The 26701-nt window shown below is 59.7% G+C and carries 18 protein-coding genes, 2 tRNA genes, 1 other RNA gene and 1 pseudogene; 10 read left to right on the top strand and 12 right to left on the bottom strand.

Annotated features, from left to right (window positions below; genetic code table 11):
• Positions 1-57: 57 nt before the first annotated feature.
• A complete protein-coding gene (locus ACRQDJ_RS01370) occupies positions 58-1515 on the top strand; it encodes a hypothetical protein (RefSeq protein WP_435717735.1) in 1458 nt (485 codons plus the stop codon).
• 11 nt (positions 1516-1526) lie between these two features.
• Here the strand turns inward: ACRQDJ_RS01370 and ACRQDJ_RS01365 are convergent, their stop codons facing one another.
• Positions 1527-2270 (bottom strand): hypothetical protein, encoded by a 744-nt coding sequence (locus ACRQDJ_RS01365; protein ID WP_435717734.1) that lies wholly within the window; start codon positions 2268-2270, stop codon positions 1527-1529.
• 141 nt (positions 2271-2411) lie between these two features.
• Here ACRQDJ_RS01365 and ACRQDJ_RS01360 point away from each other — a divergent pair, with 141 nt between their 5' ends.
• Positions 2412-2690 (top strand): hypothetical protein, encoded by a 279-nt coding sequence (locus tag ACRQDJ_RS01360; protein ID WP_435717733.1) that lies wholly within the window; start codon positions 2412-2414, stop codon positions 2688-2690.
• Here the strand turns inward: ACRQDJ_RS01360 and ACRQDJ_RS01355 are convergent.
• On the bottom strand, positions 2687-3349 hold the full coding sequence (locus tag ACRQDJ_RS01355) for a hypothetical protein (protein WP_435717732.1): 663 nt from the start codon (positions 3347-3349) through the stop codon (positions 2687-2689). The genes ACRQDJ_RS01360 and ACRQDJ_RS01355 overlap by 4 nt on opposite strands.
• A 465-nt stretch (positions 3350-3814) precedes the next feature.
• Here ACRQDJ_RS01355 and ACRQDJ_RS01350 point away from each other — a divergent pair, with 465 nt between their 5' ends.
• Both ACRQDJ_RS01350 and ACRQDJ_RS01345 read left to right on the top strand, forming a co-directional pair.
• Positions 3815-5293, top strand: coding sequence for a hypothetical protein (locus ACRQDJ_RS01350; RefSeq protein ID WP_435717731.1), 1479 nt, complete (start codon positions 3815-3817; stop codon positions 5291-5293).
• A 207-nt stretch (positions 5294-5500) separates the two neighbouring features.
• The gene (locus ACRQDJ_RS01345; protein WP_435717730.1) at positions 5501-5794 is read left to right on the top strand and encodes an addiction module antidote protein; all 294 of its coding nucleotides are present in this window, start codon (positions 5501-5503) and stop codon (positions 5792-5794) included.
• Positions 5795-5934: 140 nt separating this feature from the next.
• Here the strand turns inward: ACRQDJ_RS01345 and ACRQDJ_RS01340 are convergent, their stop codons facing one another.
• The 5 genes from ACRQDJ_RS01340 to ACRQDJ_RS01320 all read right to left on the bottom strand — a co-directional run bounded on the left by ACRQDJ_RS01340 (position 5935) and on the right by ACRQDJ_RS01320 (position 15334).
• On the bottom strand, positions 5935-6810 hold the full coding sequence (locus ACRQDJ_RS01340; protein ID WP_435717729.1) for a LysR family transcriptional regulator: 876 nt from the start codon (positions 6808-6810) through the stop codon (positions 5935-5937).
• Positions 6811-7085: 275 nt separating this feature from the next.
• Positions 7086-11765 carry an Ig-like domain-containing protein gene (locus ACRQDJ_RS01335; RefSeq protein WP_435717728.1) on the bottom strand — a complete coding sequence of 1560 codons (4680 nt, stop codon included), beginning with the start codon at positions 11763-11765 and terminating at the stop codon, positions 7086-7088.
• Between the two features lie 427 nt (positions 11766-12192).
• Positions 12193-12265: transfer RNA gene (locus tag ACRQDJ_RS01330), tRNA-Thr, on the bottom strand.
• Positions 12266-12435: 170 nt separating this feature from the next.
• Positions 12436-13335, bottom strand: coding sequence for a DsbA family protein (locus ACRQDJ_RS01325; protein WP_435717727.1), 900 nt, complete (start codon positions 13333-13335; stop codon positions 12436-12438).
• Positions 13336-13474: 139 nt separating this feature from the next.
• Positions 13475-15334 (bottom strand): serine/threonine-protein kinase, encoded by a 1860-nt coding sequence (locus ACRQDJ_RS01320; protein ID WP_435717726.1) that lies wholly within the window; start codon positions 15332-15334, stop codon positions 13475-13477.
• Between the two features lie 133 nt (positions 15335-15467).
• Between ACRQDJ_RS01320 and ACRQDJ_RS01315 the strand changes: the two genes are divergently transcribed.
• Entirely contained in the window at positions 15468-16247 is a 780-nt protein-coding gene (locus ACRQDJ_RS01315; protein WP_435717725.1) for an ABC transporter ATP-binding protein, read from the top strand.
• A gap of 28 nt (positions 16248-16275) precedes the next feature.
• Positions 16276-17529 (top strand): DUF4032 domain-containing protein, encoded by a 1254-nt coding sequence (locus tag ACRQDJ_RS01310; protein WP_126135697.1) that lies wholly within the window; start codon positions 16276-16278, stop codon positions 17527-17529.
• Between the two features lie 61 nt (positions 17530-17590).
• Here the strand turns inward: ACRQDJ_RS01310 and ACRQDJ_RS01305 are convergent, their stop codons facing one another.
• The 5 genes and pseudogenes from ACRQDJ_RS01305 to ffs form a co-directional block, all read right to left on the bottom strand.
• Entirely contained in the window at positions 17591-18646 is a 1056-nt protein-coding gene (locus ACRQDJ_RS01305; protein WP_435717724.1) for an aspartate-semialdehyde dehydrogenase, read from the bottom strand.
• Entirely contained in the window at positions 18643-19908 is a 1266-nt protein-coding gene (locus ACRQDJ_RS01300) for an aspartate kinase (RefSeq protein WP_087070336.1), read from the bottom strand. Before ACRQDJ_RS01300 ends, ACRQDJ_RS01305 begins: the two co-directional genes overlap by 4 nt.
• Positions 19909-20315: 407 nt before the next feature.
• Positions 20316-20921 (bottom strand): annotated as a pseudogene (gene recR, locus ACRQDJ_RS01295) (recombination mediator RecR); the annotation flags it as partial.
• On the bottom strand, positions 20921-23701 hold the full coding sequence (locus ACRQDJ_RS01290) for a DNA polymerase III subunit gamma and tau (RefSeq protein WP_307886509.1): 2781 nt from the start codon (positions 23699-23701) through the stop codon (positions 20921-20923). The gene ACRQDJ_RS01290 and the pseudogene recR, both read right to left, overlap by 1 nt.
• A 76-nt stretch (positions 23702-23777) precedes the next feature.
• Positions 23778-23874: signal recognition particle sRNA small type (gene ffs / locus ACRQDJ_RS01285), an RNA gene on the bottom strand.
• Positions 23875-24051: 177 nt separating this feature from the next.
• Between ffs and ACRQDJ_RS01280 the strand changes: the two genes are divergently transcribed.
• The 4 genes from ACRQDJ_RS01280 to ACRQDJ_RS01265 all read left to right on the top strand — a co-directional run.
• Complete coding sequence (locus ACRQDJ_RS01280) at positions 24052-25200, top strand: acyl-CoA dehydrogenase family protein (protein ID WP_087070333.1); 1149 nt, start codon at positions 24052-24054, stop codon at positions 25198-25200.
• A 24-nt stretch (positions 25201-25224) separates the two neighbouring features.
• On the top strand, positions 25225-25881 hold the full coding sequence (locus tag ACRQDJ_RS01275; protein WP_234984457.1) for a YbaK/EbsC family protein: 657 nt from the start codon (positions 25225-25227) through the stop codon (positions 25879-25881).
• A 172-nt stretch (positions 25882-26053) separates the two neighbouring features.
• Positions 26054-26138 (top strand) — tRNA-Ser (locus ACRQDJ_RS01270).
• Between the two features lie 144 nt (positions 26139-26282).
• On the top strand, positions 26283-26701 hold a 419-nt coding region (locus ACRQDJ_RS01265), incomplete at its 3' end, for a hypothetical protein (RefSeq protein ID WP_284883217.1).

The following is a 26701-nucleotide window of genomic DNA, read 5'->3' as shown; positions in this document are numbered from 1 at the left end:
CTCGATGCGGCGTCATAGCCGAAACCGCATCGGGAACATATTTTCCACGGGGTACCCATGGCTAATCACGCATGTGTCTGGGGGCGTCTCGCCCTTGCCGCCGCGCTGGCCGGCACCGGCATTTTCCTTCCCGCCACCGCGAAAGCCGGCGGGCCTGACCCGAGCCGCACCGTTATCGGAAACGTCGTGAATCCTACCGGTGGCGGGGTGAATTGCCGCGGCGGGGATACGTGCGTGGAGAAGGTGGGCGACGTCGCCCATGTGAGCTACACGGTTCAGGTAGCCCGTCTGCTGGGTTCCTCGGACCATATCCAAAGCGCGCAAGGGGTGGCTGTTTTCGTCCCCACGGTGCTGGAGAACGTCACATTGACGGTCACCAGTGTTCCGGACCATGCCGCTCTCGAGGCCCGCCTGACGCAACCTGATTTCGATTGGGAGACGCGCTGGACGGTTCCCACCGTTCCCGTGAATCAGGAGTTGCCCATCTGGGAAGTACGCCGGGGTGAGGAAGGCGCGGTCATTGTCGATCCCGAGCTCAATCCCGGCCGGGACCCCGAAACTTTCCCCTGGTATCCCCATATCGGGCCGGATTTCGAGGATATGAATCTGGGTGTGTGGCATATGAAGGCCGATAGAGCCGTGTCCACAGATCCGCCGTCGTACCAGGCCTACGACGGCGTGGTCGGGAATATGGCCCTGTACGACGAATATTCTTTCGGGTTACACGGTCCGGGTATCTACACGCTCCGGGTGGAAGGTGATGTGGCGGTGCAATCGGAGGTGACCGTGCTTCCGGTGCGAGCCACAAATAAGCTGTGGAAATGTTCCCAGGAAGGTGGCGGTCCCGGATCGTATCTCGAGGGCTGCCAGAGCCTACAGGAATTCGAGTGGGGCCGCATGGGTGATCTACCCACGTATTCGCTCAGCGACCCGGCGGTCAATGCGGCTGCGCGCGAACGGGTGACGGATGCCGGGTTGACCGGTTCGCCGCAGTGCCTCGCCACGAAGGAAAGCGGGCGCAGCGATCTTATCGGGACCGATATTGAGGGCGCGTTGGGTGCGGGCGATTGGTACGCCTACACCTATGCTCTCTACGCTAACCCCGCGGTCACGTATGACCTGAGCGGCATTGGGGAGGACGGTTGCGATCAAGCCGCCGCGGTGATCACGCTATGCGAGCAGCCGTCCCCGGAGCCGTCGTCTTCACCGGAACCGTCATCTTCACCGGAACCGGAGCCTAGCGACCGGAGCGTTCCCAGCCCGACGCCGTCCACGCCCGCGCCGCCTACACCCACCGCGCCGGCTATTATCAGCACCCCCACGGTCCCGAGCACTCCGAGCGTTCCCAGCGCACCGCCTTCGGTAAGCACGCCGCGCCCGCCGGTGAACATGCCCACGCCGCGCCCAACCTCATTGCAACGCACCGGAGCGAGTTCTACTGCGAGCCTGGTGCTCGCGGCATTGCTGGGCGGAGCCGGATTAGCACTCGCGGTGGGGCGGCGGTTCAAGGATTAAGGCTGATTTCCTTAGTATCCACTTTGAGTAGGAGGCTGTGGGATCGGGTTTGGGGTAAGAAATCGACCTACCGCTAATGCGTCAAGCTCTTCTAATTCTGCCGGGTGGGAGTCATAGTAGTTTTGGTGGTTCCGATACGCTTCGGCCGCAAGCCGATTACGCATTTCCTGCCACGCCTCCGGCCAGTGCGGATCATCCGGCTCAATCTTCCCAACCGTAAAACGCCGCGCCCGCATCTCCTCAAGAATCCGCAAATAAGCAAGCGTGTAGTCAAAGCGATTGATACCCAAAGCAAGAGGGCTCTTATTATGCGCAAAGACTCCGAAAGATACCCCCGTGAAGGTCACCCGTGTTATCTCCGAGAAATAAATCTCCCGATAAAAGACCGGCGCAAAACTGGACCACACTTTTTGATCATCTACACCAAAACGCCGCTTGTACCCCATCCACAGAAACCATGAAAAAAGGACCATCATGCCGGAGCAACAAATAATTCCGAGTGTGGCATCATCAGGACGATTCGCCTCATCAGCGGTTGCTAACGCAATAACAGTTATAGCCATAACAATTAAGCCCGGCCAACCAACAGTAATCCAAATCTTAGCTTGAGAAAACACCCGCGGCTCGCGCGGATATTTACTCATTTTTCGCAAAGCTCGCTGTATCGTGGGCGCCGCAGCACTAAAAGGAAGAAACATAAGACCTCCAAAGAAATAAAAATCAAGAGTGACACCTGCAGATACAGAAAACTCCACTGAGATCAGCTAACGGGAATCACCTCCAGCGAATACTCACCGATTCCCAGCGTACTTGAATACGGAACCAAACTCCGATAGCTCCTTTAAGTGATCCGCAAAATTTTCTCCCATTCGCTCCGCCCATCATCAGCAAAGTTCTTGCCAACTTCTACGAGAATTCCCACTTCTTTCGGTGCGAATCTCACGCTCTCCAAAGATCTTTTCGATTACACCCTCGCCTACTTACGAATCCTTGAAGAGCTGAAGCACCGCAGGTTCACCGTGGGGCGACGCGCCCCAAACCACCCACGCTGGCACGAAACCGCACAAAAGCTACGTTACGAACTAGCTGCGGAAACCTACCGCAACCACCGAAGCTACTACGACAGTCACCCGGAAAAGCTCCAAACACTGATTGAACTCTCCGAAGGGCACTAAGAGCCCACAGGGTAACGCCCTACCGCTAATGCGTTAAGCTCTTCTAATTCTGCCGGGTGAGAATCATAGTACTTGTGGTGGTTCCGATACGCTTCGGCCGCAAGCGCGTTGCGTAGTTCCTGTGCGGCTTCGGGCCAGCGCGGATCATCCGGCTCAATCTTCCCAACCGTAAAACGCCGGATCCGCATCTCCTCAAGAATCCGCAAATAAGCAAGCGTGTAGTCGAAGCGATTGATACCCAAAGCAAGAGGGCTCTTATTATGCGCAAAGACTCCGAAAGATACCCCCGTGAAGGTCACCCGTGTTATCTCCGAGAAATAAATCTCCCGATAAAAGACCGGCGCAAAACTGGACCACACTTTTTGATCATCTACACCAAAACGCCGCCAGAAACCATGCATCAAAAACAAAAGACCCAAAATAATTACTGTCGAAATCAAAACGAGAAACAGGATTTTATCGACGGGATCAGGAACCTCATCAGTAGTCAAAACAATAACCAAGCCCATAAGCGGAGGAAATGTACATATTGCCCCACCTGGAATCAAGATTTTCGCTTGGGAGAATATCCGTGACTCGCGCGGGTATTTACTCATTTTCCGCAATGCCCGCTGGAACGAGGGCGCGGCAGCTACCAAAGTACTGACAGGAACGAACATGAGGAACCTCCATACTCACGAGCCGCTGCGGCTACAGTGTCTCGTTCGAACGATCAATCGCACTTGGCTTCTAACCCCACGCCCTTGCACCACTAACGGTACGGTGAGAAGCTTCTCCTGCGCTACCCGTTCCCGAGCTAATCAGTACCCTCCCCTCCCGGACCCCATAATCATCACCGCTCCACGCACCACTGATCGCTGCGTGTATCTCATCCCCCAGCAAATTTTGTGTAAGCGACCGTCGGTTCTGTGCTACTTTTCGACCGTCGCTAACTTTTTGCCCAGCCCGATACGATTCGAGTTATAATTTCTATTGAGCAATCTCACCAGATTTATCTACGCCTTTGGTGTGGCCCCAATTCCATTTCCGCTTCGAGATAGTCCAGCGTCGGTTATCCAGAAGGGTTCAGAATAACGGGCCCCGCTACACCTCGTATTTTTACCAACATTATGAATGGATGACACATGAAGAAATTAATAGCGGCACTCGGAAACGCCGCGATCGCCGTTGCACTTGCTGGAGCAGGATTGCTTCTGCCCACCACCGCCAGTGGCGTCGCCACACAGTGGGGTCGTGGTATTAATTCCCTGACCGGCGGCGCGGTTAACTGTCAGGGCGGGAATACCTGCGTAGAGAAGGTAGGCGACATCGCCCATGTGACCTATACAGTACAGACAACTCCCCTAGTTCTATCCTCCGACCATATCCAAACAGCGCGCGGCACTTCCATTTTCGTCCCCTCTGTACTCGAAAATGTAAAATTTACTCTCACCAGTGTCCCGGATCGCGCCTGGGAGGTTGCGGAGAATTCCGATGTGCGTGTAACAACTACAATTCCTGTAAAAAGCGTGGAGCAAGCTCTCCCCATTATTGATGTGACGCGCGATTCCTCCGGTTGGCTAGAAACGCCGAGCAGCGGTGGGGTCATTTCCTCTGATTTCACTGATCCAGACTTCGGGATATGGCGTACTACGGCGGGCACTGCAAAGGCCGGCGCGGAGCCATCGTATCTGGGTTATAGCGCCCCGGTGCAAAATATGGAGATGTACGACGAATACAGTTTCGGTATCAACGAGCCGGGTGTTTTCACGATCAAGGTCGAAGGCGATGTCACCGTCCAATCAGAACTGACCGTCCTTCCTATCCGCGCAACTAATAAGCTCTGGAAGTGCAGTCAAGAAGGTGGTGGGCCCGGTTCCTATGAGGAGGGATGCCAGAATCTCCAGGAATATAATTGGGCCCGCACGGGTGAGTTACCTGCTTATTCACTGACGGATCCCGCCACTAACAAGTTCCTTCTTGGACACGCTACTCCCGCAGGTCTGACCGGCTCACCCCAGTGCATCGTCACCGGAGAATCGGGCCGCAGCGACCTCATCGGTACCGATATTGGAAGTTCTGCGTCGGTTCATGATCGATATTCCTTCACCTTTGCCCTCCACTCGAATCCTGCGGTTACTTACTACCTGAGCGGAATCAACGAAGACGGCTGTGACCAGGCCGCAGTAGTCGTGAAGATTTGCGAGAAGACGGTGCCGGAAGATAAGAAGCCCGATAGTCCCGGAACATCTGATACTGGTGTTCCAGCCACGCCTAGTACCCGGCCCACTACCCCGGGAACCCCCGACGATCCGGAGACTCCCGGTAACCAACCGAGTACACCGAACACTCCGGGCAGCCAAACCCCAGACGCTCAGCCCAGCGCTCCGAGTACCCAAAGTCCCGAAACACCAGGAACTCCTGGTAGCACTACGCCCAGCACGCCCACCAATGAGAATCCCGGCACGAACCCACCCGAGGGCCCGCAGGTAACGAAGAAGCGCACTCGGCCCCAGCTGCAGCGCACCGGCACCTCGACCGCCTTTGGCCTGGTAGCTGCCGCGGCCCTGCTCCTCATGGGCATCCCGGTGGTCACGCGCAGCCGCGCCAAGCGCACGGCATAGCGCGCCTTAACCGCAACGCGGGAGACGTCCGGTCACCAGACCGCGATGTCTCCCGTGTTTGTTTTCCGGCACGAAAGTTCACGCGCACTCACGTCCGTTTCCGTGTAAGAATAAGCACGACACCGCCTTATCCGGCATATTTCCCTTCAAAGAAAGAGGTGTTCGCATAGCGCAAGAACTGGCAAAACAGCTCGGGGAGGAACGGTCATGACCAAGGTAACTTTTTCAACTTTCGACGCAAGCAAATACCTCGATAACCAAGAAGCGATGAACGACTACCTGGCTATTGCTCTCGAAGATGGCGATACAAAAACCGTGCAGGTAGTATTGCGCGATATTGCCCGGGCTCGCGGCATGAGCCAACTCGCTAAAGATACTGGACTCAACCGCGAATCGCTCTATAAATCACTGTCAAAAGACGGCAATCCGTCCTTTGCCGCTATCACGAAAATCATGAAAGCCCTCGGACTGAAGATAACGCTCGCTACCCAAAACGCCTAGTTCCCGGTTAGCATCTCGAATCACACTAGCCGGAGTTCCTTCAATCCGTGTCACGGTTACGTTATCGTTGCAATCACGTTATTAGAACGACGACGGCGCTAGCCCGCTACACCCTCAGCCGCGCAGATAAACTAAGTGTGTCAATCTACCATGCGAAATGCGGCTCGGGCCGTTTCCACGAACACCTCACCAGCCCGCCCCAGCCGTGCCTGCCGGCTCCACGCCAACACACACCGCACCCCCACAAGCCAGTCAAGTGGCACAAACACCAAACCCTCATCCCCACTCATAACCGTGCTCTCCAACACGATAGCCTCGCCAACCCCGGCCCTAACCAAACCCCCAGCCTGGCGTCCTGTCCCATACCACCCCACCACATCAAGCTGGCTTTCCTTACCTAACCAATACCCCAACTCCCGACTGCCCTCGCCCGGCAACAACAACGCACGCCGTGCAATATCCGCACGCCGCACCGACTCCCGCCCCGCTAGATCACTATCACTACGAGTGAGAAGCCCCCACCGGTCCTCACCCGGCAAGCTAAGCGTCTCCCACGAAGCACAATCCCAGGAAGCATCTAACACCGCAAAAGAAGCTCTCCCCTCGCCAAGCATGCGAGCTGCTTGCTCTCTCCCACACGCGACTACCTGGAAACTAACACCCGCAAACCTCTGCCGTACTTGCCCCATCACCATCGCAAGCCGGTCCAGGGCACTACTTTCACGCCCTACAATCACGACCCGCCCACGCGGGTCATCCACCGCATCCTTTATCTCGCTCACAGTTTTATCCACAAGTGCCAGAATCTGAAAGCTGCGCTCCACTAAATGCCAGCCAGCCTCCGTCAGCTCGCTACCGCGTCCCACCCTCCGGGTAAGCCGGTAACCCACTTCCTCTTCTAATAACTGGATACGCTTGACCACCGCCGCCGTGGTGCAACCACACTCACGAGCAACCGCGTCCATCGTTCCCAGCCTTGAATACAATCCAAGGGTTTCTAATAACTCAAGCCTCACCACAAACACCCCATTTCACAAACCACGAAAAACCACACGCGCCACGCCAACACACAGGCAAGGGGAACCACGCCTCCTTGCTTCCCACGCAAGCAAAACCACACAGCCACAAAGCATGACCAGCACCGCTTAGGCTCACTCACGCTCCTCAACGAGCCCAGGGGCGTGTTTACAAGAAATAAATAGGGGGGTGGTAGGCAAACCAGTTTCGAACATTCGCCTACCACCCCCAACCCCTCACATTGAGGGGCTAGCCGACATGGCTTCTATATTTTTTACTTACGACGACGCTGCCAAGCCACCAAGCCACCAGCAACCACGAGCAACACAGCCATACCAGCCAGACCCGTAGCACTCGCTCCAGTAACCGGCAAGCTCTTCGCAGCCGTCTTGAGTTTGCCGATCTTCACGGTAAAGGAATCCACTACCTTACCCTCACCGTCACTGACCGCGATGGTGATCTTCTCACCAGGGCGCGCTCCCTCATTCGGGGTGACAGTAATAGACCCATCCGGATTCAAGACCGCGCTGCCCGGGCCGTTGACCGTGATCGTCGTGCCAGGTGGGACATCCCCGCCCTTATTGGGCACGTCGATCTTCTTACCCGGCCCCGTGATCGAGTCGTCCCAATCCGGGGCAGGTTTCGGCTCAATAATCGTCACCGTGATGTTGTCGAGGGGATTACCTACCTTATCGACCACCTTGATCGTGATCGTCGTGCCAGGCTGAGCCCCATTATCCGGCGTGAGAGTAATACTGCCGTCAGGATTGAGTACCGCGGTGCCAGGACCAGTAACTTCCACCGTGGCACCCTCGGGGATTTCACCCTTGCGCTTTTCGATAGTTACCGGGCTATCCGGAGTAGTAGTCGTGTCATCCCAATCCGGGGTATCAATCACCTTCACCGGCACCACAACAGTGGGCTTATCCGGGGTCGGGTACTTAGGCGTGACCTCAACAGGCGGGGTCAGCTCGCCAGGAGTCTTACCCTCAGGGATAGTGATTGTGACCTTACAATCCTTATCCACTGTGACAGTCCCTCCATCAGCGCGCGTGATAGGACCAGAAGGCTCACACTGGGCTGGGTTATCGGGCCCGTTGACCGGATCAATAACAATCTTGCCACCCGGCGCAACAGGGGTGGGGTCCGGGTAGACCGGTACACCCGTACCCGCCATACACACCCGCGTCTCATCCTCGTTCATATCCCGCGTTTGGGTCTCGATCTTTGACGTAGCATTCTCACTATCCAGGACCCACTTCTTAGCCGCGCTATCCCACTTATACGGGGTAGTCGTCACGGTACGAGTCTGGGTAACCTTCTTCGTGGCGCAATCCTTCGCCCCATCCTCACTCGAGTCCACCCATTGGGTTTCCTCGACCTGGATGCCGGGGTTGACGGTGCATTCTTGCAGCTCGCCGTCGCTCATATCCCGCGTTTGGGTTTCGGTCGTGGTCACGGCCTTGTCGGTATCCACCACCCATGTCTTGGTAGTGGCATCCCACTTGTAGGGGGTAGTCGTCACCGTACGAGATTGCTTGACCTTACCAGCCACGCAATCCTTCGCACCCTCCTCGCTCGAGTCCACCCACTCAGTCGTCTTCACGTCATCAGCAGGGGCCGGGGTACAGACCTGAAACTCACTATCGGTCATGTCCCGCTTCTGGGTCTCGGTCGTGGTCACGGCCTTCTCAGTATCAAGAACCCACTTCTTAGTTCCCGCATCCCACTTATAGGGAGTCGTGGTCACCGTGCGAGACTGGATCACCTTCCCCGTGGCACAATCCTTCGCACCCTCATCCGTCGAATCCACCCACTCGGCATTGTCGATCTTGTCGGCAGGCTTGGGGGAACAGACCTGAAGCTCACTATCAGTCATGTCACGATTCTGGGTCTCAGTGATAGTTACCGCGTTTTCAGTGTCCACCACATACTCGTGTGCGGCCGTGTCCCACTTATACGGAGTCGTGGTCTTCGTGCGGGTCTGCTTCACCTTCCCCGTGGCACAATCCTTTGCCCCGTCCTCGGTACTATCGACCCACTCGGTGGTATCCACCTTATCGGCAGGGCGAATCGCACAAGCCATCAATTCCGTATCGTTCATGGGCCGGGTTTGAGTCTCAGACTCAACCTTCACCTTGTCCGTATCCAGAACCCACGTCTTGGTAGCGGTGTCCCACTTATACGGAGTCGTGGTCTTCGTGCGGGTCTGGGAAACCTGCTTGGTCGCGCAATTCTTCGCACCCGCATCAGTGCTATCCACCCACTCAGCTGTCTTTACGTCATCCGCGGGCTTGGGGGTACAAACCTGAAGCTCCTCATCACTCATATCACGAGTCTGAGTCTCAGTCCGCGTGGTCGCATGATCCGGGTCGGCAACCCATTGCTTTCCAGCCGCGTCCCACTTGAAAGGCGTAGTCGTGACGGTGCGAGTCTGAGTCACCTGCTTGGTGTCACAGTTCTTCGCGCTCGAATCGGTTGCGTCCGTCCACTCGCCTTCCGTCACTACCGGTTCCGGGGCAGGTGTACGTACATACACGTTAATTGGGGTGGCATCCAAGAAGTCAACCGTGCCGTTACCAGCCGTGGTGAAGACACCCGCGGTAAACGACGTATTCACGTCACCAACCGCATTAGCAGTAACACTCACAGGCAGGGTGCCAGTCGCAGTCGAAGCCAGAGTACCGGTCACTACCTTCACAGCCGTCACACCGGCAAGACCAGCGGTATCGGCCGGACACGTAGACCAAGTCAGGGTCTTACCGGACTTGTCAGCCGCAAGACCAGCCGTGACTTCGGTGCGATCTTGGGCAGTGCATTGCACCGACACACCACTAGGAGCTTCACCAACCGATGCGAGAACTGCATTTCCGGGAACAGACCACACCAGCTCACCACTAGCATCACCCGTGGTGGCGTTACCCCACGACAACGTCAACGGAATAGATACCGTCCCGGTCTCTAGCGTCACCACATTATCGGGAGCACTGGTAGAGATAGCCGCAGTCACGTGCTCAGCCATGCCAGTAACAAATGATGCCTTCGCCGTGCGACGCTCGATAATAACGTCTTTGAACTGTTCAGACGTGAGCACAACGCTGGCTTCGATAGTTGCCGGGGACTTCGTGGTCACCTGGACTTGCAATGCCTTCGGATCAGTGAACCCTGCGGCATCCCAGGAAACAGACCGCCCATCCTCAGAGATCGTCCCACCGGCCGGGTCAGTGACTTTCACGCCCTCGGGAAGAGAAACAGTGATCGTCCCATCGGTAAGGTTCTTAGCGTTAGCTTTCACAGTCAACGTATTCGTATCCCCAAACACCGCCTGCGCAGAACCCCACGACGCTTCAAGACGATACGAACCCGATTGCGCCACAAAATAGGCTTTTGCACCGTACGAAGCGTGGAATTTAGGGTTATTGTTGATGTTAACAACAATGCCATCGGTTTTCTTTACATAGTTACGCGATTGCACATAAAGTTTTGCACCATCCGCGATAACTGATTCTTCCGGGCGCTGCAGCTGGAAATAAGTGATCGCGGAATCACCGTGGTAATGCTTAATTATGTCCATGTGTTTGATGCGGACAGCTCTAACTTTGGAATAGTCACTCGGGTTCGTCACCCACTGGCTATTCCCATCCCCTGGGAATCCGCAATCAAAACTATCAGCAAGAGTATCTTCATCCCCTACATAGAATTCCGGGGTACCGTTCGGACCTCTATTTTGATGTACCCAATTCCTTACAGAACCAGGAACAAAACGCAGTTCGTCCGGATTCACGCTCACGCACTGACCATACGTACCACCATAAAACTCACCCGGACGATTAAAACCAGAACCCCAGCTCATGCCACGTGTTTGCCCCGGCATCATCGTTGCCCCGCCTGTGTAAGGAGAGGATTCACCATCATTCCGGGGGAAGTCCATCCATACGTTAGCCAAACCAGCATTAACAACAGTCCCTTGGCTAACAGAAGCGGTAGCGGTCACGGGTTCTTCACTCATGCTGGTTGCACTAAGAGTGGCGTCACCATAGTCAAGTTTCTTAGTACCGCTCGGATCATTATTTTCAGTTGTCCACTGCGCGGGAAGTGCTATCCGGATATATGTGCCATTCAGGTAATTCTCGTTCCACGGGCTATCAACCCGGGTGCGGGTGGGCCAGGACGATGCCGTTAAATCTGCGCCACTAATATTTACATTAAGTACCTTAGCCGCTTTATCGTAGGACACCTCGCATTTACCGTTATTTCGGTATGAATTATTCTCATTGCCAAGCCTCCCTTCGGGGCGCACGGCACCAATTTCCCCATTGCAGTCGACGAAACTACCTTCTGGAAGGTCAAGCGGCATATTAATCGTATAGTCACCGGTCAATGCTTCCAAGCCCTTTTGGATACCAGTGGCCGGACGGTTAGCTGTCACGTTAAAATAAAGAGAACCGTATAGATATTTGTTGTCCCCCTCTTCAAAAGCTGTCCAGATATCACCCCCAGATATTGCCAGCCCATAACCTTCAGCCTTTGCTGAGACGGTGGTCGCGATCTTATTCGAGGTAGCACCACCAGCCGTGAACTGGAGCGGGATCACCGAATCATTCGCAGCCCGGCGCACAAACACCTTCACCGCCGACTTCACGCTCTGCCCAGCCTTACCAGACAGCTCACAGCGCAACGTGTTCTTATTCTTATAAGTCAGATCATTCGAAATGGCCTTGCCGGCGTTATTACAAAACGAATCAGAACCCGCAGCGAACTCCACACCAGCAGGCAACTCCGCCTCAAGCGTATAGTCACCATCCTTGGTAACCTGCCACGACACTTCATAATCAACAGTATCCAGCGAACGCACAACCCCATTATTCGGACCCATATCCTTACCAGGGCCCTCTTCTTGGCTGAAGTCAGGGGTACCATCAGCCACAACCGCGACCGCAAGGTCTTTCACCATATGCTCGGCCGCAAAGCTATAAGACGCTACCCCCCCCCCGTCACAACAGCGAGCGCAGCAATTGACGCCGCCACCCGTTTCCCAATCTTGAACATCAAGATAACCTTTCCCAAAAACACCAAGCACCAGGCTTGATCCAAATCCAACCAACACCAAGAAAACTGCGAAAAACCAAGCCTTCCCAGCAAACTTATGTATTGGCGCGTGAAACAACCACCACTCAGTGGCCTTCAGCTACATACCTTAACCGATTTTCTTGCATATTTGTAAGGGATAGGCGCCACTATTCAGACAACACCCCGCACCCCACCGCCACAAACACTACTCACAAGCCGCTGACCTGCATCTTTACACATTTTATTATGCAAGCAGCCGTTTATCCGACTAGGTCACGAGGGGTGGTGTCCATAAAAAATTGTTGTAGCGGAGCCCCCGGCAGGACTCGAACCTGTGACCTGCTGTTTACAAGACAGCTGCTCTACCAACTGAGCTACGGAGGCAATTCTTGCCCAGCGTACCCGCCGAGCAAGGAACCAGAGTTTATCATGCCAGAATCCCCCCTCTGGAACAAATAGGGATCCCGGGAGCTAGGCGCCAGCGGGGCGGCGCGCAGCGGCCGCCCCGCTGCGGCGTCGTCGTACCTTCACGGCACGCGGCGCCGGGCAAAGCGCTACTTGAGGGCGTCCAGCGCGGCGGTGAGCTTACCGTCGGTCCAGTCCGCCACCTGTTTGCCGTTGAGAAGCACGGTGGGCGTGCCGGTGAAGCCGTCGGCGCTGAACTGTTGGAGCGACTGCCCCAGCAGCTCGGAGTACATGCCGGGCTTACCTTCGCCAACGGCCACGTCCGCGATCATCTGCTCGGCTTCGGCATCGGTGAGGCCGGCCTTCTTACCGAGCTCGGCCAGCTGCGCGGTCTGCGGCACCGGCACCTTTTCCTTCGATTCGAAAAGCGGGGCCGTCATCGCGAAAATCTCATTGTGGTAGGCCGCGAAAACATCGGGGCGGTGCTCCGCGACCCACAGGGCCGAAGCGGAGGCCGTATGCGAGAATTCGTACTGAGATTCCACCACGAGCGGGTGGTAGACCAGCGTAATCTCGCCATTCTTCGCGCGCTGGGTGAGCTCCTCCGCGTAGGAGGTTTCCAGGCGGTTGCACCACACGCACAGGTAGTCGAAGTAAATATCAACAACCGGTTTGCCTTCGTTCACGGTGCCGGCCGCCAGCGAGCTCCCCACGCTCACTCCCACATCCGGAGTGACGTTCTTGGGCAACTCCGCGGTGACCTTCGGGGCGGGGCGTTCAGCCAGCGGCGTAGCCGGCGCGCTCGGGTACGCGGCCGCGGAGCTTTCCTGCGTGGCCGGGGCACCCGCCTCATCCTTCTTATTCGAGAGGATGAACCACACGGCCGCAGCGATAAGCGCCACCACCACAACAGCTGCAACAACCGCGAGCGCGCGGTTGCGCCGCGCCCGCTTCTTTTCCTGTTCCTGGAGCCGGGCCGCCGCCGCGCGCGCGGTTTCACGCCGCTGTGCCGCGGAGGTCTGCCGGTTATTCTTCTGAGTCTGTGCCATTCACTTTCCCTCGGTTACGACGACGCGCCTGCGGCCAGCCGGCCACTGCGCCTTTCACCCTGACTTTAACATGTCAATTATCGCCGCTTTCCCTGGGAAAAGTGAGGGCCAGCCGGGTGACATTGCCCGCGCGGGCCAATTAGTTGGCGGCGCCGCCCATAATATCCCTGATCATCGCGACGAGCGGTTCGCCGTAATATCCGAAACTGAGCGGGGTATCCGCGGGCACGCCCAGCACCCCGCCAAGGGCCAGCAACGCGATCCCGGCCGCGCCGGCGGCCAGCACCACGGTCCAGAAAACTCGGTAGGAGCGCGTGGGGGCTAGGCGCCCGAAAACAACCGCGCTGCCGCGGCGTGCGGGCCGCCCGCTCGGGCTCAGCCAGGAGATTGCCACCCCCGCGAGCGCCGCCACCGCGCCGGCGCCCGGCCCGGAAAACCCACCCAGGCGCGCTGCCACGTAGCCGAACGTCACCGCGAGGAGCCCGATCCCGTGCAGCGGAATTACACTGACGGCGCTTTCCACAAAGGTGAGCGGGGCGCGCAAAATTTGCCCCAGGTGTTCCCCGCGGAACGGCCCGCCTTCTTCTTCACGACGCCGCAGCAGCCGCGCCGCGTTCCGCTTCGCAAAAACCAGGCCCACTGTGACGAGTGCATATCCCACGTATCCGGCTATTTGCCAGGCAGCAACCAGGGCGCACAGCAGCGCACCCGCCACGAAGGTGAGAATGGGAGTACGGCGCGGCGGGCGGGCCCACAGCGGGAGCGGCGTGGGTTCCTGCGGTGCGAACTGCGAATAGGGTGCGGATTCCGACTGGGATTCGAAAGCGGCGGGGCCGAAGGTAGCTGGCGTGGTGGGACCCGGCGCAGCAGGCCCCGGTACGGCTGCCGGGTAGGGTGCGGTGGCGGACCCAGCGTAAATGGGCTGGGGCCAGGTCTCCGGGAAAGCACTGGGCACGCTATCCGCGGCGTTGTAGCTCGGCCCTGCGGCAGCAGCGGGAGCGGCGGCCGGCGTGACTGGCGCCACCTGGGTGGGCAGCAGGCGGGGGGCGGTAGCGGCGGCGTCGTACTCCCCGCTCTCCCCCGCATCTTCTGAACTTTCCGGGGAGGTGAGCGGCAGTGCCGCCGACGCAGAAAGGGGCGCGGTAGCGGGAAGTGGCGCGGGCGCAGGCCGCAGCGCGGGTGCAGGAGGCGGTGCGCTCACCGGAGGCTCCGCCCACGCGGCCGGATCCGCGAGCGCCGCGACCACCGCGTCAATCCCCCAGCGTTCCTCCACCGGCTCCGCGAGCGCGGCGCGCAAGGCGTGGGCGATGCGCGGGTGCACGCCGGTGACATCCACGTCCCCTTCGAGCACGCGGCGCATAATAACCGCCGGGTTCGCGCCGGGATACGGGTCGTGCCCGGTGGCGGCGAAAGCGATGACCGCGGCGAGGGCCCACAGGTCAGCGGCTTCGTCCGGGGCGTGACCGCGCAGCACCCGCGGATCGAGGTAACCGGGAGTGTGGGTGACCGCGCCGGATACGGTGAGGCGGGCATCGCCACCCGTTTGCGCGATTCCGAAATCGATGAGAACCGGGCCGCCCGCGCCGAGCATGACATTCGAGGGCTTGAGATCACGATGCAGTACCCCGAGGCGATGTACAGAGGTGACCGCGGCATGGAGCTGGCGGGCCAGGGTGACGAGTTCCGCCGGCGGGTAAGGACCGTCCACGCGCACATCCTCCGCGAGGGTGGGGCCTTCCACCAGCTGGGTGACGATAAAAGCATCCTCGTCATCCGTTTCCGCGTCGAGGACTTCGGCAACGTAGGGCCCGCGCACCCGCTGCAACATCGCAACTTCGCGTCGGAGGCGTTCGCGCCCGGCCGCCCCGTCCACGGCCGCCGGGTGGAGAAGTTTCAGGGCAACGCGGGTGCCGGCACCATCCACCGCCTCGTAGACCGTGGACATGCCGCCAAAGCCGATGCGCCGCACCAGCCGATAGCCACCGATTTCCTCCCGCATACCTCAAAAATACCGAAGTGTGCGGGCCGGCGCATTTTTCCCGCGGAGCACGCCCTCGTATTCAAGTTCCTGACGTGGCATAATAGTGGGTGAGCGTGTCAATGCCGACCGCTGTTACTGATGGAGAATTCCCATGGCTTCTGTGTCACTCGTCAACGCGACACTGTACTATCCCGATGCGCCCGCACCGGCGGTTGACCACGTGAATCTCCATATCAACGACGGCGAATTTTTCGCGCTCACCGGCCCGGTTAGCTCCGGGAAATCCACGGTTTTACGCATGATTGCGGGGCTGGAGGATATCGACTACGGAGCTGTGCTGCTGGACGGAGAAGATGTGACCGCGCTACCGCCCTCCATGCGCGATGTAGTGATCGTATTTCAGAATTACGCCCTGTATCCGCATATGACGGTCGCGGATAATATGGGCTTCCACCTGAAAATAGCCGGGGCGGACCCGGAAGATATCGCCGCGCGGGTGGCGCAGGCTGCGGATATTTTGGAACTCACCGAGTTATTGGACGCGAAACCCGCGCAGCTGACTCGCGCGGAACGCCAGCGAGTCTCCATGGGGCGGGCGGTGGTGCGCCGGCCGCGTATTTTCCTCATGGACGAGCCGCTGAAAAATATGGATGTGGAAATTCGCGATGAGATTCGCGAGCAGATTTCCGTACTTCAAGAACGCACCGGGATCACCACGGTGTACGTGACGAACGATCCGCGCGAAGCTTTCAGTTGCGCTCACCGCGTGGGTGTGATGGTGGACGGTGTGCTCCAGCAGGTCGGCACCCCCGCCGAAATCTTGGCGGATCTCACCCCGCCTGTACGGGCCTTCCTGGAAGAAGCCGGGATGGTGGAGGCGGGGGCCTTGGTTGATGGCACGCCGGGCTCGCGAGCTTTCGGCTACGATTAAGCCGCAGCTACTCCCGGAAAGGACACTCATGCGATCCTCGCTATCCATTATGGCGGCTAGCGTTGAACCTGACCTCCTCGATCTGCCGTGGAACGTGGCGCTCGAAGAGTGGCCGCGCGATCTCATCGCTGCGCTCCCCCGCGGTATTTCCCGCCACACGGTGCGTTTCGTGCGGCTCTCCGGGCGCATTATCGCCATCAAAGAGATTTCCGAGCTGGTGGCAGTACGCGAATACGAACTCTTACGCACCTTGAAGCGCCTCGGGGCGCCCTCGGTGGAACCGGTAGCGGTGGTCTCCAAACGTACCGACGCGGAAGGCAACGCCCTCAACGCCTGCCTCATCACCGAGCATCTTCCCTTCTCACTCCCCTACCGCGCTATTTTCGGGCAGCAGCACCGGCGCGCCACCATCGCCCAGCTCATCGACGGGCTGGCCGTGCTCCTGGTACGGCTCCACCTTCTCGGGTTTTTCTGGGGCGATGTGTCACTTTCGAATACCCTGTTCCGCCGCGATGCGGGAACTTTCGCGGCCTATTTGGTGGACGCGGAAACCGGGGAGCTCTACAGCCCCATCACCCAACGTAAACGCGAATACGATATTGACGTGGCCCGCACGAATATCATCGGTGAGCTCATGGATTTGCAAGCCGGCGGCGTCCTCCCCGAAGATTTCGACACCATCGGGGTGGGTGATACCTTCGCTGATCGCTACTTCGAGCTATGGGAAGAAATCACCGCGCAGGTGGCTATCGGCCCGGATGAAAAGTGGAAGGTCACCGAGCGGGTGCGGCGCCTCAACGACCTCGGCTTCGACGTAGACGAAATCGCTATCGATTCCGGCCCGGACGAAGACCGCCTCCTCATCCAGCCTAAGATCGTGGAGGCCGGGCATTATTCACGCAAGGTGTGGCGCCTGACCGGCCTAGATGTGGAAGAAAACCAGGCTCGGCGTATCCTCAACGATATTGACGAATACGCCGCCCTCCACAATAAGAGCGGCAAATCCGACATGATGATTGCCCACGATTGGCTCGCGGATGTCTATGAGCCGACCGTAGCCGCAATCCCGCCCGAACTCACCGCGAAACTGGAGCCGGCCGAGCTGTTCCACGAAATCCTCGAGCACCGCTGGTTCATCTCCGAAGACCAGCAGCGCGATGTACCGCAGGCCGAGGCTGTGGCCTCCTTCGTGGAGAAAGTGCTGCGCCACCGGCGTGACGAATCAACCTTCCTGGACGGAGAAACCGGGGAGATCCCCGCGGTCACCGCCACGCCGGAATAAAGCGCGGCACGGCGCCGGAGCAGTGTGCCGGAGCACGGCAAGGCTCAGGCCGCACCTGCCCCTAGGCCGCGCTTTTCTCCGCGAGCTCCTTGATAACCAGCTCAGCCAGCTGGATGGTATTGAGGGCCGCGCCTTTGCGCAGGTTATCGGCCACGCAGAAGAAGGCCAGCCCGCGCCCGCCCGGCACCGAGGGATCACGCCGGATGCGCCCCACGAAGCAGGCGTCCTTCCCGGCCGCATCCAGGGGATTGGGCAGATCAACTACCGCAACACCGGGGGCTGCTTCGAGCAGCTGGATAGCGGCTGCGACGTCGACCTCCCGCTCAAATTCCGCGTTGACGGACATCCCGTGCGCGGTATACACCGGCACGCGGACGCACGTTCCGGCCACCGCGAGGTCCGGGATGCCGAGGATTTCGCGCGATTCGTTGCGTAGTTTTTGTTCTTCGTCGGTTTCGCCGCTGCCGTCCGCGGCGAGGTTCCCGGCAAAAGCGACCGCGTTGAAAGCGATGGGAGCCCGGTACACCTCAGGTTCGGGCAGTTCCACGGCGTGCCCGTCCAAGGCGAGGGCTTCCACATCCCCGCCCAGCGCGGCGCGCACCCCGGTGGTTAGCTCGTGCACGCCCCGCACCCCGGAACCGGAGACCGCCTGGTAGGAGGAGGCGATCAGACGAGTGAGCCCGTAGGCATCGTGCAGCGGCTTGAGGATGGGCATCGCGGCCATGGTGGTGCAATTCGGGTTGGCGATAATGCCCTTGGGGCGGCGCGCGATATCCTGCGGATTGACTTCGGATACGACGAGCGGCACGTCCGGGTCGCGGCGCCACGCGGAAGAATTATCGACGACGACGGCACCGGCCGCAACGAACTTCGGCGCGTAGGTGCGCGAGGCATCCCCGCCAGCGGAGAACACCGCGATATCAATGCCGGCCAGGTCAGCGGTGGCAATATCTTCCACCACGATGTTGTTGCCGCGGAAGGGCAGTTCGGTGCCGGCTGAGCGCGCCGTCGCAAAGAACCGCACCCGGTCCACCGGAACGTCGCGTTCTTCCAGCAGGGCGCGCATAACCCGCCCGACCTGCCCGGTTGCTCCCACTACTGCCAAGGTGATGCTCATCGGCCTGTCCCTCCGTAAACGATTGCTTCTTCGCTGGCATCCAGCCCGAAGGCGGTGTGGACCGCGCGGGCGGCCGCGTCTAGCACATTCGGGTCTACCACCACGGAAATGCGGATTTCCGAGGTACTGATCATATCCACGTTCACGCCGTTATCCCCCAGGGTTTTGAACAGCTTGGAGGAGACGCCGCTGTGGGAGCGCATGCCCGCGCCCACGATGGAGAGGATGCCGATTTCGGAGCTGACGGCGATGTCTTCGAAACCGAATTCGGCCTGGTTGGCGCGTAGCGCGGCGACGGCGAGGTCCACCTGATCGCGGGGAACCGTGAAGGAAATATTGCTCAGGCCCACCCGGGTAAGCGCGGTGTTCTGCACGATCATGTCAATATTGCAGTCCGCTTCGGCCACACAGGAGAAGATTTTCGCGGCGGATCCGGGAAGATTGGGCACGCCCGTGACCGAGATTTTGCCCTGGTTGCGGTCGTGTGCCACTCCGACGACGACGGCGTCTTCGTATCCGCCCTGTTTCGCGGTTTCTTCCACTATCCACGTCCCTTCGTTCTCGGAGAATGATGATCGTACGTGCAAGGCCACATTGAATTTCCGGGCGAATTCCACCGCCCGCAGGTGGAGCACTTTCGCTCCGTGTGCCGCTAATTCTAGCGTTTCTTCGTAGCTGAGTTCGCGGCGTTGGCTGGCCGCGGGGACGATGCGCGGGTCCGCGGAAAGCACGCCATCCACGTCCGTGTAGATTTCGCATACGTCCGCGCCGAGGGCGGCGGCGAAGGCCACGGCGGTGGTATCGGAGCCGCCCCGCCCGAGGGTAGTGACGTCATTGGTGTCGTTCACGCCTTGGAATCCGGCAATAATGGCGACGGCGCCGTCTTGCACGGTCCGGAAAATGCGTTCGGGAACGATCCCGGTGATGGAGGCATTGCCGTAGCGTGCATCGGTGTGCAGGCCGGCTTGCTGGCCGGTGAACGAGTGCGCCGCGACGCCTTCGTCATTGACGGCCATGGCGAGGAGGGCCATGGAGATGCGTTCCCCCGCGGTGAGGAGGATATCGAGTTCCCGCGCGGGCGGGTTATCGGTGACGTTGTGGGCGAGGTCCAAGAGATTATCGGTGGTGTCTCCCATGGCGGAAACCACAACAACGACTTTGTTTCCGGCTTTGCTGGTCTGGGCAATTCGTTTCGCCACTCGTCTGAGTCCGGCGGGATCGGCGACCGAGGATCCCCCGAACTTCTGCACGATGAGTGCCACATTAACTCCTATTTTTCCGAGACTTACTAATGGTAACTGGAAGCGCGGGGCCGCCTGCGGGGCTTTCCGAGATTTTCAGGTGAGATTGTTCTCCTGCTCGGTGCTCTTATGAGCGAGATGCCGCATTATACGAAGCGTCGCTTTGTGCGAAGTACCGCTTTGTGCGAGGTGCCTCATTGGGGCGGTGCGCTGTGCTTTACGGTGATCCCGGACTGAGCTGTTTAGTTGTGCTCGCCGTGCGTTTCCGCAACTGGGGCGGAAGGCGTGGTGCCCGGAACCACCGAGGGCATTCGTCTCGTGTCTGTCATGCCTGTTCCGGGCGTGCTCGTGGTTTCCGTGCCCGTGCCGGGTGTGTTCGTGGTGCCCGTGCCGGTGGTTTCTGTGCTTGTGGTGGTGGCGGTTGTGCCGCTGGTAATGCGGGTGCGACCTTCGAAGGCGCGCGAGAGTGTGATTTCGTCAGCGTATTCGAGGTCTCCACCCACGGGGAGTCCGGAGGCGAGGCGGGAGAGCGCGATTCCGATGGGGGTGAGGAGGCGGATGAGGTAGGCCGCTGTGGCATCGCCTTCAATATTGGGGTCGGTGGCGATAATGACTTCGGTGACGCGGCCATCTTGGAGCCGGGTGAGGAGTTCGCGGATGCGCAGGTCTTCCGGGCCGATACCTTGGATGGGGTTGATGGAGCCGCCTAGCACGTGGTAGCGCCCGCGGTATTCGCGGGTGCGTTCGATGACCATGATGTCTTTGGCTTCTTCGACGACGCAGATCACGGCATCACTACGCCGGGCATCTGAGCACAGCGAACAGATATCAGCTTCGGTCACGTTGCCGCAGATCTGGCAGAAGTGAACCCGTTCCTTGACCCGGAGCATGGCTTCCGCGAGCGCCCGCACTTCAGGTTCTTCTTGTTCGAGGAGGTAGAAGGCAATGCGTTGGGCGCTTTTCGGGCCGATGCCCGGCAGGCGCCCGAGCTCATCAATGAGCTCCTGCACGGCGCCGTCATACACCCCCGCCACTACATTCCTCCTTGTGCGGTATCAATTTCTTCAACGATGGTTCCCGAGAGCATTTCCACCACAACTTGCAGACCGACAACATTGCTCTGCTCGATTGTGGGATCATCCAAGGAGACATCATCCTCCTCAGTAGAATACCCCACCCCCGCCTGCGGCGCGGAATTATGCGGGCTGTTCGGACCGGCTGGCGCGGAGCTGGCCGGCGCAGCGGGTGCATTGACACTGGGCCCAGGGCCCGTGGCTCCCCTACCGCCGGGCGCGCTCCCCGCAGGCGCGTTGCCCCCCGCTGCTCCGTGGCGAAGCTGGCGTAGGTGTTCCCGGGCGTCATAGGTGGGGACTTCCTGGGTGCGCTGCGGCGGGCGCGGGATATGGAAATCCTGCGTGGGCTCAGGTGCGGCTGGCTGCCCCGCAGCTACCTGCCCTGCTGCGGGCTGCGCCGCGGCGAGTTGGCTGCCACCTAGTGCCGGACTTCCCGGGGATGCCGGCATATCGTTCGGGCCGGCGAAAGGCTGCGGCATGGGCATGTTTTGAAGATAGAAGGGAATCTCCCCGCCAGGGTTAGCTGATCCGGGGCTAGCTGATCCGGAATTAGCCGGGCCAGGGCTGGCCGCGCCAGAGCTCGCATTTCCGGGCGCGGCTTGTTGCCGGCTGGGCGGGTAGTCTTCCGCGTCATCCGGATCGGAGAGTTCTTCAGGTTCAGGCCACTCATCATCCGCGGCCGCGCTACCTGCACCGCGGACTGCTTCCTGCCGTGCGGGTGCACCGGCAGCGCTGGCGGGAGCAGGAGCAGGAGCGGCCGCCGCGGTGGCGGCATTAGCTTTTGGGTGGGCACCACCGCCATCGGGACCGCTCGGGCGCGGCTGAGCTGTAGCTGGCGATTGGGGATTCTCCGCAACCGTTGCGTTAGCCGGCTGACCCGCGCTACCCGGTTGCCCCGGGGCATCGGCCTGCTGAGGGGCCGCGGAAATAACCCGCACGGTGACCGGAACCGAGGTGAAATGCGAAAGGTGGGCACTCAAACGCTCCACATTCCGCGGATCTTGGAGGGCGCCGAGCACCTTCTCCGAAGAAAACTCCAGGGCAACCTGGTTTCCCCGCGAGCCGAGCACCCTGGTAGGCCCGGAGAAAATCGCTTGGGCGAAACGCCCGGATGAGGCTACCTCCGCCCACCGGGCCGTGAGCTCGGCAGCGTGATCCGGCCCCGATTCCTCCGGAGCGGCCACCCGCTCCACACTACCTTCGCGCGGTTGCTGCACTGCTGGTTCACCGGCTGGCTGAACCGCCTGCTGAGCCGGGTGTTCTTCCGCTTGCGGAGCACGCTGCTGCGCGGGTTGCTCCACCGGCTGCGCGGGTTGCTCCAGCGGCTGAGCTGCAGCTGGCGCCGCGGACGATTCCTTAGCCTGTTGAGGAGCGGGCTGGGTGGGAGTTGCGGCGTCGTCGTTCTGTACCGGAACGGAAGTAACAGGCTGCGGCGCAGACGCAGCCGGAACGCTAGCAGAACCCGGAACTACCGGGGCCCCGCGCTGCGCTGCGGCCGCAGCGGCGGCTGCCCGGGCCTTTTCCCGCGCAATATCCTGCGGCGATTTCCGCGCGTTTCCACCACTTGCCGCGGGTCCAGTAACGGGGCGCGCCGCGCCGCTTTCCCGCGCCGCGCCACCGGAACCGCTCCCCGAAGGCGCCGCCCCGCTGCCGGGAAGCAAAAGCCGAGCACAGAGCAATTCCAGTTGTAAGCGCGGCGAGGTAGCGCCCACCATCGCGGAAAGCGCCTCGTTCGCACGCTCGGCACTTTCGGTGGCGCGCGCCACCCCCAAAGCCTGCGCCTGGGTGCGCATAGCGGCCAGCTGATCCTGCGGTAATTCACCCAAAGCGTCCGCCGCGGCATCCCCCGCCAAATCGATGACGATCAGATCGCGCAGGCGCTGGAGCAGATCTTCCACGAAACGGCGCGGTTCGTGCCCGGCACCGATAAGTTCTTCGACGACGCCGAAAAGCTGGCTGCCCGAACTTTCGGCAATGGCGGTGACCGCGCGATCCAGCAAGCCGCTATCCGTATAACCCAGCAGCGCAACCGCCTGAGAATACGACAGCGTGGAGGTTTCCGAACCGCCCATGAGCTGGTCCAAAACCGAGAGGGAATCACGCACCGATCCCCCGCCCGCGCGCACCACCAAACCGAGCACCCCCGGTTCCGGAGTGATGCCTTCCTCCGCGCAGATTTGCGAGAGGTATTCCTCCATGCGCGCCGGGGAGACCAGGCGGAACGGATAGTGATGAGTACGCGAGCGGATAGTGCCGATAACTTTTTCCGGCTCCGTAGTGGCAAAAATGAACTTGATATGAGCCGGAGGTTCTTCCACGAGTTTGAGCAGAGCGTTGAAACCCTGAGTGGTGACCATATGGGCTTCGTCAATAATGAAAATCTTGTAGCGATCCCGGCTAGGGGCAAAAGCCGCGCGTTCGACCAGGTCACGGGCATCATCCACCCCGCCGTGGCTGGCCGCGTCCATTTCTACCACGTCCAGCGAACCGGGGCCATCCCCCGCCAGTTCCCGGCACGAGGCACATTCCCCGCACGGCGTATCCGTGGGCGCCTGCGCACAATTCAGGCAGCGGGCAAGGATGCGCGCCGAGGTAGTTTTCCCGCACCCGCGCGGGCCGGAGAAGAGATAGGCGTGCACCGTGCGCTCCCCGCGCAACGCAGCCATGAGGGGACGAGTTACCTGCTCCTGGCCGATAACATCTTGAAAACGCTCCGGGCGATACCGCCGATACAATGCCATGCTCACGAGTATCAGTCTACGGGGTACCTACGACACGAATCACGCGCGCAAAAAACCTGTGGATACAAGATGGTAGATACAAGACGCCCCACGCACCCGCCAGAGCCCGCATACCCTTGCTGCCTTCCGGCCCTGGGGGAGTTTTGCAAGATGACGCCACGTGGGGAGTCAGGTGCCAGTCTAAACGAGTTCGCGGGGAATGCAAAACACGGGGAGAAACACGGGGAGATCCCCCGGCTTCATTTTCACCATTTTTTGTGTCGGAGGCCCGCGGTACACTCTCTAGCGTGAGTGGGCGGTCCCCGCGATGGCGGGAGTATCGCCGTCGTCCACAACAACAGGGAGAATCAATGGCTTTCCTTACCGAAGATCTATTGGAAACACTGCGCTCGCGGGCGGCGGCGGTGGATGCCGCCAATGAATTCCCGCGTGAGGACTACGAAGATTTGAAGCAGGCCGGCTACTACGGCGCTTTTGTCCCCAAGGAATACGGCGGGGCCGGCTTGAGCTTGGTGGAGATTTGCGCGGAACAGACCCGTTTGGCGAAGTACGCTCCAGCCACTGCGCTGGGCATTAATATGCACCAGATTATTGTGGGGCTCGGCCGCCACCTGGTGCGCAACGACGTAGCCGCCGGGGAAAAGATTCTGCGCGAAGCCGCGGCCGGTAAGCTGTTCGCTTTCGGTATTTCTGAACCTGGTAATGACCTGGTGCTTTTCGGTTCGCTCACCCGGGCCGAACGCGATGAGGCGGGATACCGGCTGTACGGCACCAAAGTTTTCACGTCCCTCGCGCCCGCGTGGGATTACCTCATGACTTTCGGCGCGCTCAAGGATGACTCCGGGGTGCGTGACGTTTTCGGCCTGGTTGAACGGGGCGACGGCGGCTTCGCCATCAAGGACGATTGGAACACCCTCGGGATGCGGGCCACCCAATCCAATTCCACGGTTTTGGACGGCGCGCTACTTCGCGATGAAAACGTGCTGGGGATCGTGGCGCCGGGCCCGAATAAGGAACCGGTTGTTTACGGCATCTTCTCCAATTTTGAGATTCTGCTCGGGGCCACCTACCAGGGCATTGGTGAACGCGCCATTGAGGTTGCGGTGGAGCATGTTAAGAAGCGCCGCTCGGTCCTCCACAATGATGTTTACGCAAATGATCCCGATATTCGCTGGCGCATTGCGGAAGCCGCGCTCACAATGAACGCGGTGGGTCCGCAGCTACGCGAACTGGCCGCACATATTGACAGCGGGGAGCTGGGCGGGGCGGATGAATACCCGCGTTTCTCCGCGGCCAAGAATGCGGCGGCGGAAGCGTCGCTGCGCACCGTCGAAGAATGCATCCGCGCCTGCGGGGGAAGCTCGTATTACGCAGGTCATGAACTTTCGCGGCTCTACCGCGATGTGCTGGCCGGGCTTTTCCAGCCTTCCGATCAGGAATCGCTGCACAGTTCCTGGGCCAGCCTGGTGCTCGGGCCCGTCACACGTAAGGAGAACTAGCCCCAGAAATCAAGGAGTATCTATATGAGTGAATCCGTACCCGAAGTTTCTTACAGCGCGGTTCCGGGCAGCTCGGTTTCGTCTAGCGCAGTTTCGGGCAGCTCACTTTCCTACAGCGCGAACGTGGATCGCGCGCTGCTCGGTGATCTTCCCTGGCAGCCGGCGCTTGAGCATCTGGATTTGCTGGCCGCGCCGGTGGCGGCAGGTTTGCAGGCCGTTGCACAGAACCATCCTGAACTGGGCGCGCAAGCCCTGGTCACGGAGATTGATCCGGAGTTCGCGGATACCGAACCGATGACGGAGCATTACGGGCTCGATTTGGCGGTGTCGTGTAATTGCGTGCTGGTGGCCGGCAAGCGCGAAGGTGAGGAACGGGTGGCTGCCTGCGTGGTGCGGGCAACTACCCGCGCGGATGTAAACCACGTGGTGAAGAAGTTCCTCAACGTTCGCAAGGCTTCGTTCTGGCCTACCGAGCTGGCGGTGGAAGCTTCGGGTATGGAGTACGGCGGGATTTCCCCGGTTGGGGTTCCGGCCGCATGGAATCTCCTGATTGATGAGCGGGTGGCTGCCGGGACGGCTCTTATCGGCTCGGGGCTGCGCCGCTCGAAGCTCGTGGTGCCGGGTGCGCTGCTCGCGCAGCTACCCGGCGCGCACGTGCTGAGCAACTTGGCGATTGAGTGATCGGCGATCAGGTAGTTGGCAATCGAGTAATCGGTAATCGAACTGACTGGCGACTGAATAATCGGCGATCAAACTAACTGGTGATCGAATAACGTGGGCATCACCTCATCATGCTGAGTGGTGCTCATGCCCGAATCTACGCTAAGCTGTACAGGCAGTTTAAAACTGCCCTGGAGGATTCGCCTAGTGGCCTATGGCGCACGCTTGGAAAGCGTGTTGGGTGCAAGCCCTCGGGGGTTCGAATCCCCCATCCTCCGCAATAGGTTTAGCCCCCAAGCCGGACAATCGGCTTGGGGGCTTAGTTTTTGTTGAGCTGGTGCGGGAAAGTCGGGGTTGGTGCGGGCCTATAGGACACTTGGGGGTGCGGACGGTTTCCTAGAGATTTTTAAGGAGAACGTTCAATGAGTAAGCGTACGTACACGAGAGAGCAGATCCGTAAAGCCCTCACCACCTACCAACGCACGCAATCGGTAACCGCCACAGTCCGTAAACTGGGCTACCCAGGCCGAGACACGCTCTACAAATGGATCCGGAATAGCAACGAGAAACCAGAGCAGAGAAAACCGAAGAAACACGCCCCTAACCAGAAAATATCAACGGACGTGAAAGTAACTGCCTGCAAGCGATTCCGCAGCGGGGAAAACGCCTACACTATCGCCCAGGATCTAGGAATCGTGAACTGCACAAACATCTATGCTTGGGTTAAAAAGTGGGATGCGGAAGGCAGTCTAGGACTCATGAACGAGAAAGAATGCGACCAGATCAAAGCGAAAACCCGCCACCAACTGGAAGCCCAGCTACCCCAAGACCCGGAAGAATT

The organism is Actinotignum urematis (genome assembly GCF_051264595.1).
GTDB lineage: Bacteria > Actinomycetota > Actinomycetes > Actinomycetales > Actinomycetaceae > Actinotignum > Actinotignum timonense_A.
Note: the sequence above shows the minus strand (reverse complement) of the source record. Positions and strands in the feature narration are given on the sequence as shown.

Excerpts from the sequence above, each read along its gene's own strand:
- ACRQDJ_RS01370 (WP_435717735.1), top strand. The coding sequence starts at position 58 with ATGGCTAATCACGCATGTGTCTGGGGGCGTCTCGCCCTTGCCGCCGCG.
- ACRQDJ_RS01355 (WP_435717732.1), bottom strand. The coding sequence starts at position 3,349 with ATGTTCGTTCCTGTCAGTACTTTGGTAGCTGCCGCGCCCTCGTTCCAG.
- ACRQDJ_RS01350 (WP_435717731.1), top strand. The coding sequence starts at position 3,815 with ATGAAGAAATTAATAGCGGCACTCGGAAACGCCGCGATCGCCGTTGCA.
- ACRQDJ_RS01345 (WP_435717730.1), top strand. The coding sequence starts at position 5,501 with ATGACCAAGGTAACTTTTTCAACTTTCGACGCAAGCAAATACCTCGAT.
- ACRQDJ_RS01335 (WP_435717728.1), bottom strand. The coding sequence starts at position 11,765 with ATGGTGAAAGACCTTGCGGTCGCGGTTGTGGCTGATGGTACCCCTGAC.
- ACRQDJ_RS01325 (WP_435717727.1), bottom strand. The coding sequence starts at position 13,335 with ATGGCACAGACTCAGAAGAATAACCGGCAGACCTCCGCGGCACAGCGG.
- ACRQDJ_RS01320 (WP_435717726.1), bottom strand. The coding sequence starts at position 15,334 with ATGCGGGAGGAAATCGGTGGCTATCGGCTGGTGCGGCGCATCGGCTTT.
- ACRQDJ_RS01315 (WP_435717725.1), top strand. The coding sequence starts at position 15,468 with ATGGCTTCTGTGTCACTCGTCAACGCGACACTGTACTATCCCGATGCG.
- ACRQDJ_RS01310 (WP_126135697.1), top strand. The coding sequence starts at position 16,276 with ATGCGATCCTCGCTATCCATTATGGCGGCTAGCGTTGAACCTGACCTC.
- ACRQDJ_RS01305 (WP_435717724.1), bottom strand. The coding sequence starts at position 18,646 with ATGAGCATCACCTTGGCAGTAGTGGGAGCAACCGGGCAGGTCGGGCGG.
- ACRQDJ_RS01290 (WP_307886509.1), bottom strand. The coding sequence starts at position 23,701 with ATGGCATTGTATCGGCGGTATCGCCCGGAGCGTTTTCAAGATGTTATC.
- ACRQDJ_RS01280 (WP_087070333.1), top strand. The coding sequence starts at position 24,052 with ATGGCTTTCCTTACCGAAGATCTATTGGAAACACTGCGCTCGCGGGCG.
- ACRQDJ_RS01275 (WP_234984457.1), top strand. The coding sequence starts at position 25,225 with ATGAGTGAATCCGTACCCGAAGTTTCTTACAGCGCGGTTCCGGGCAGC.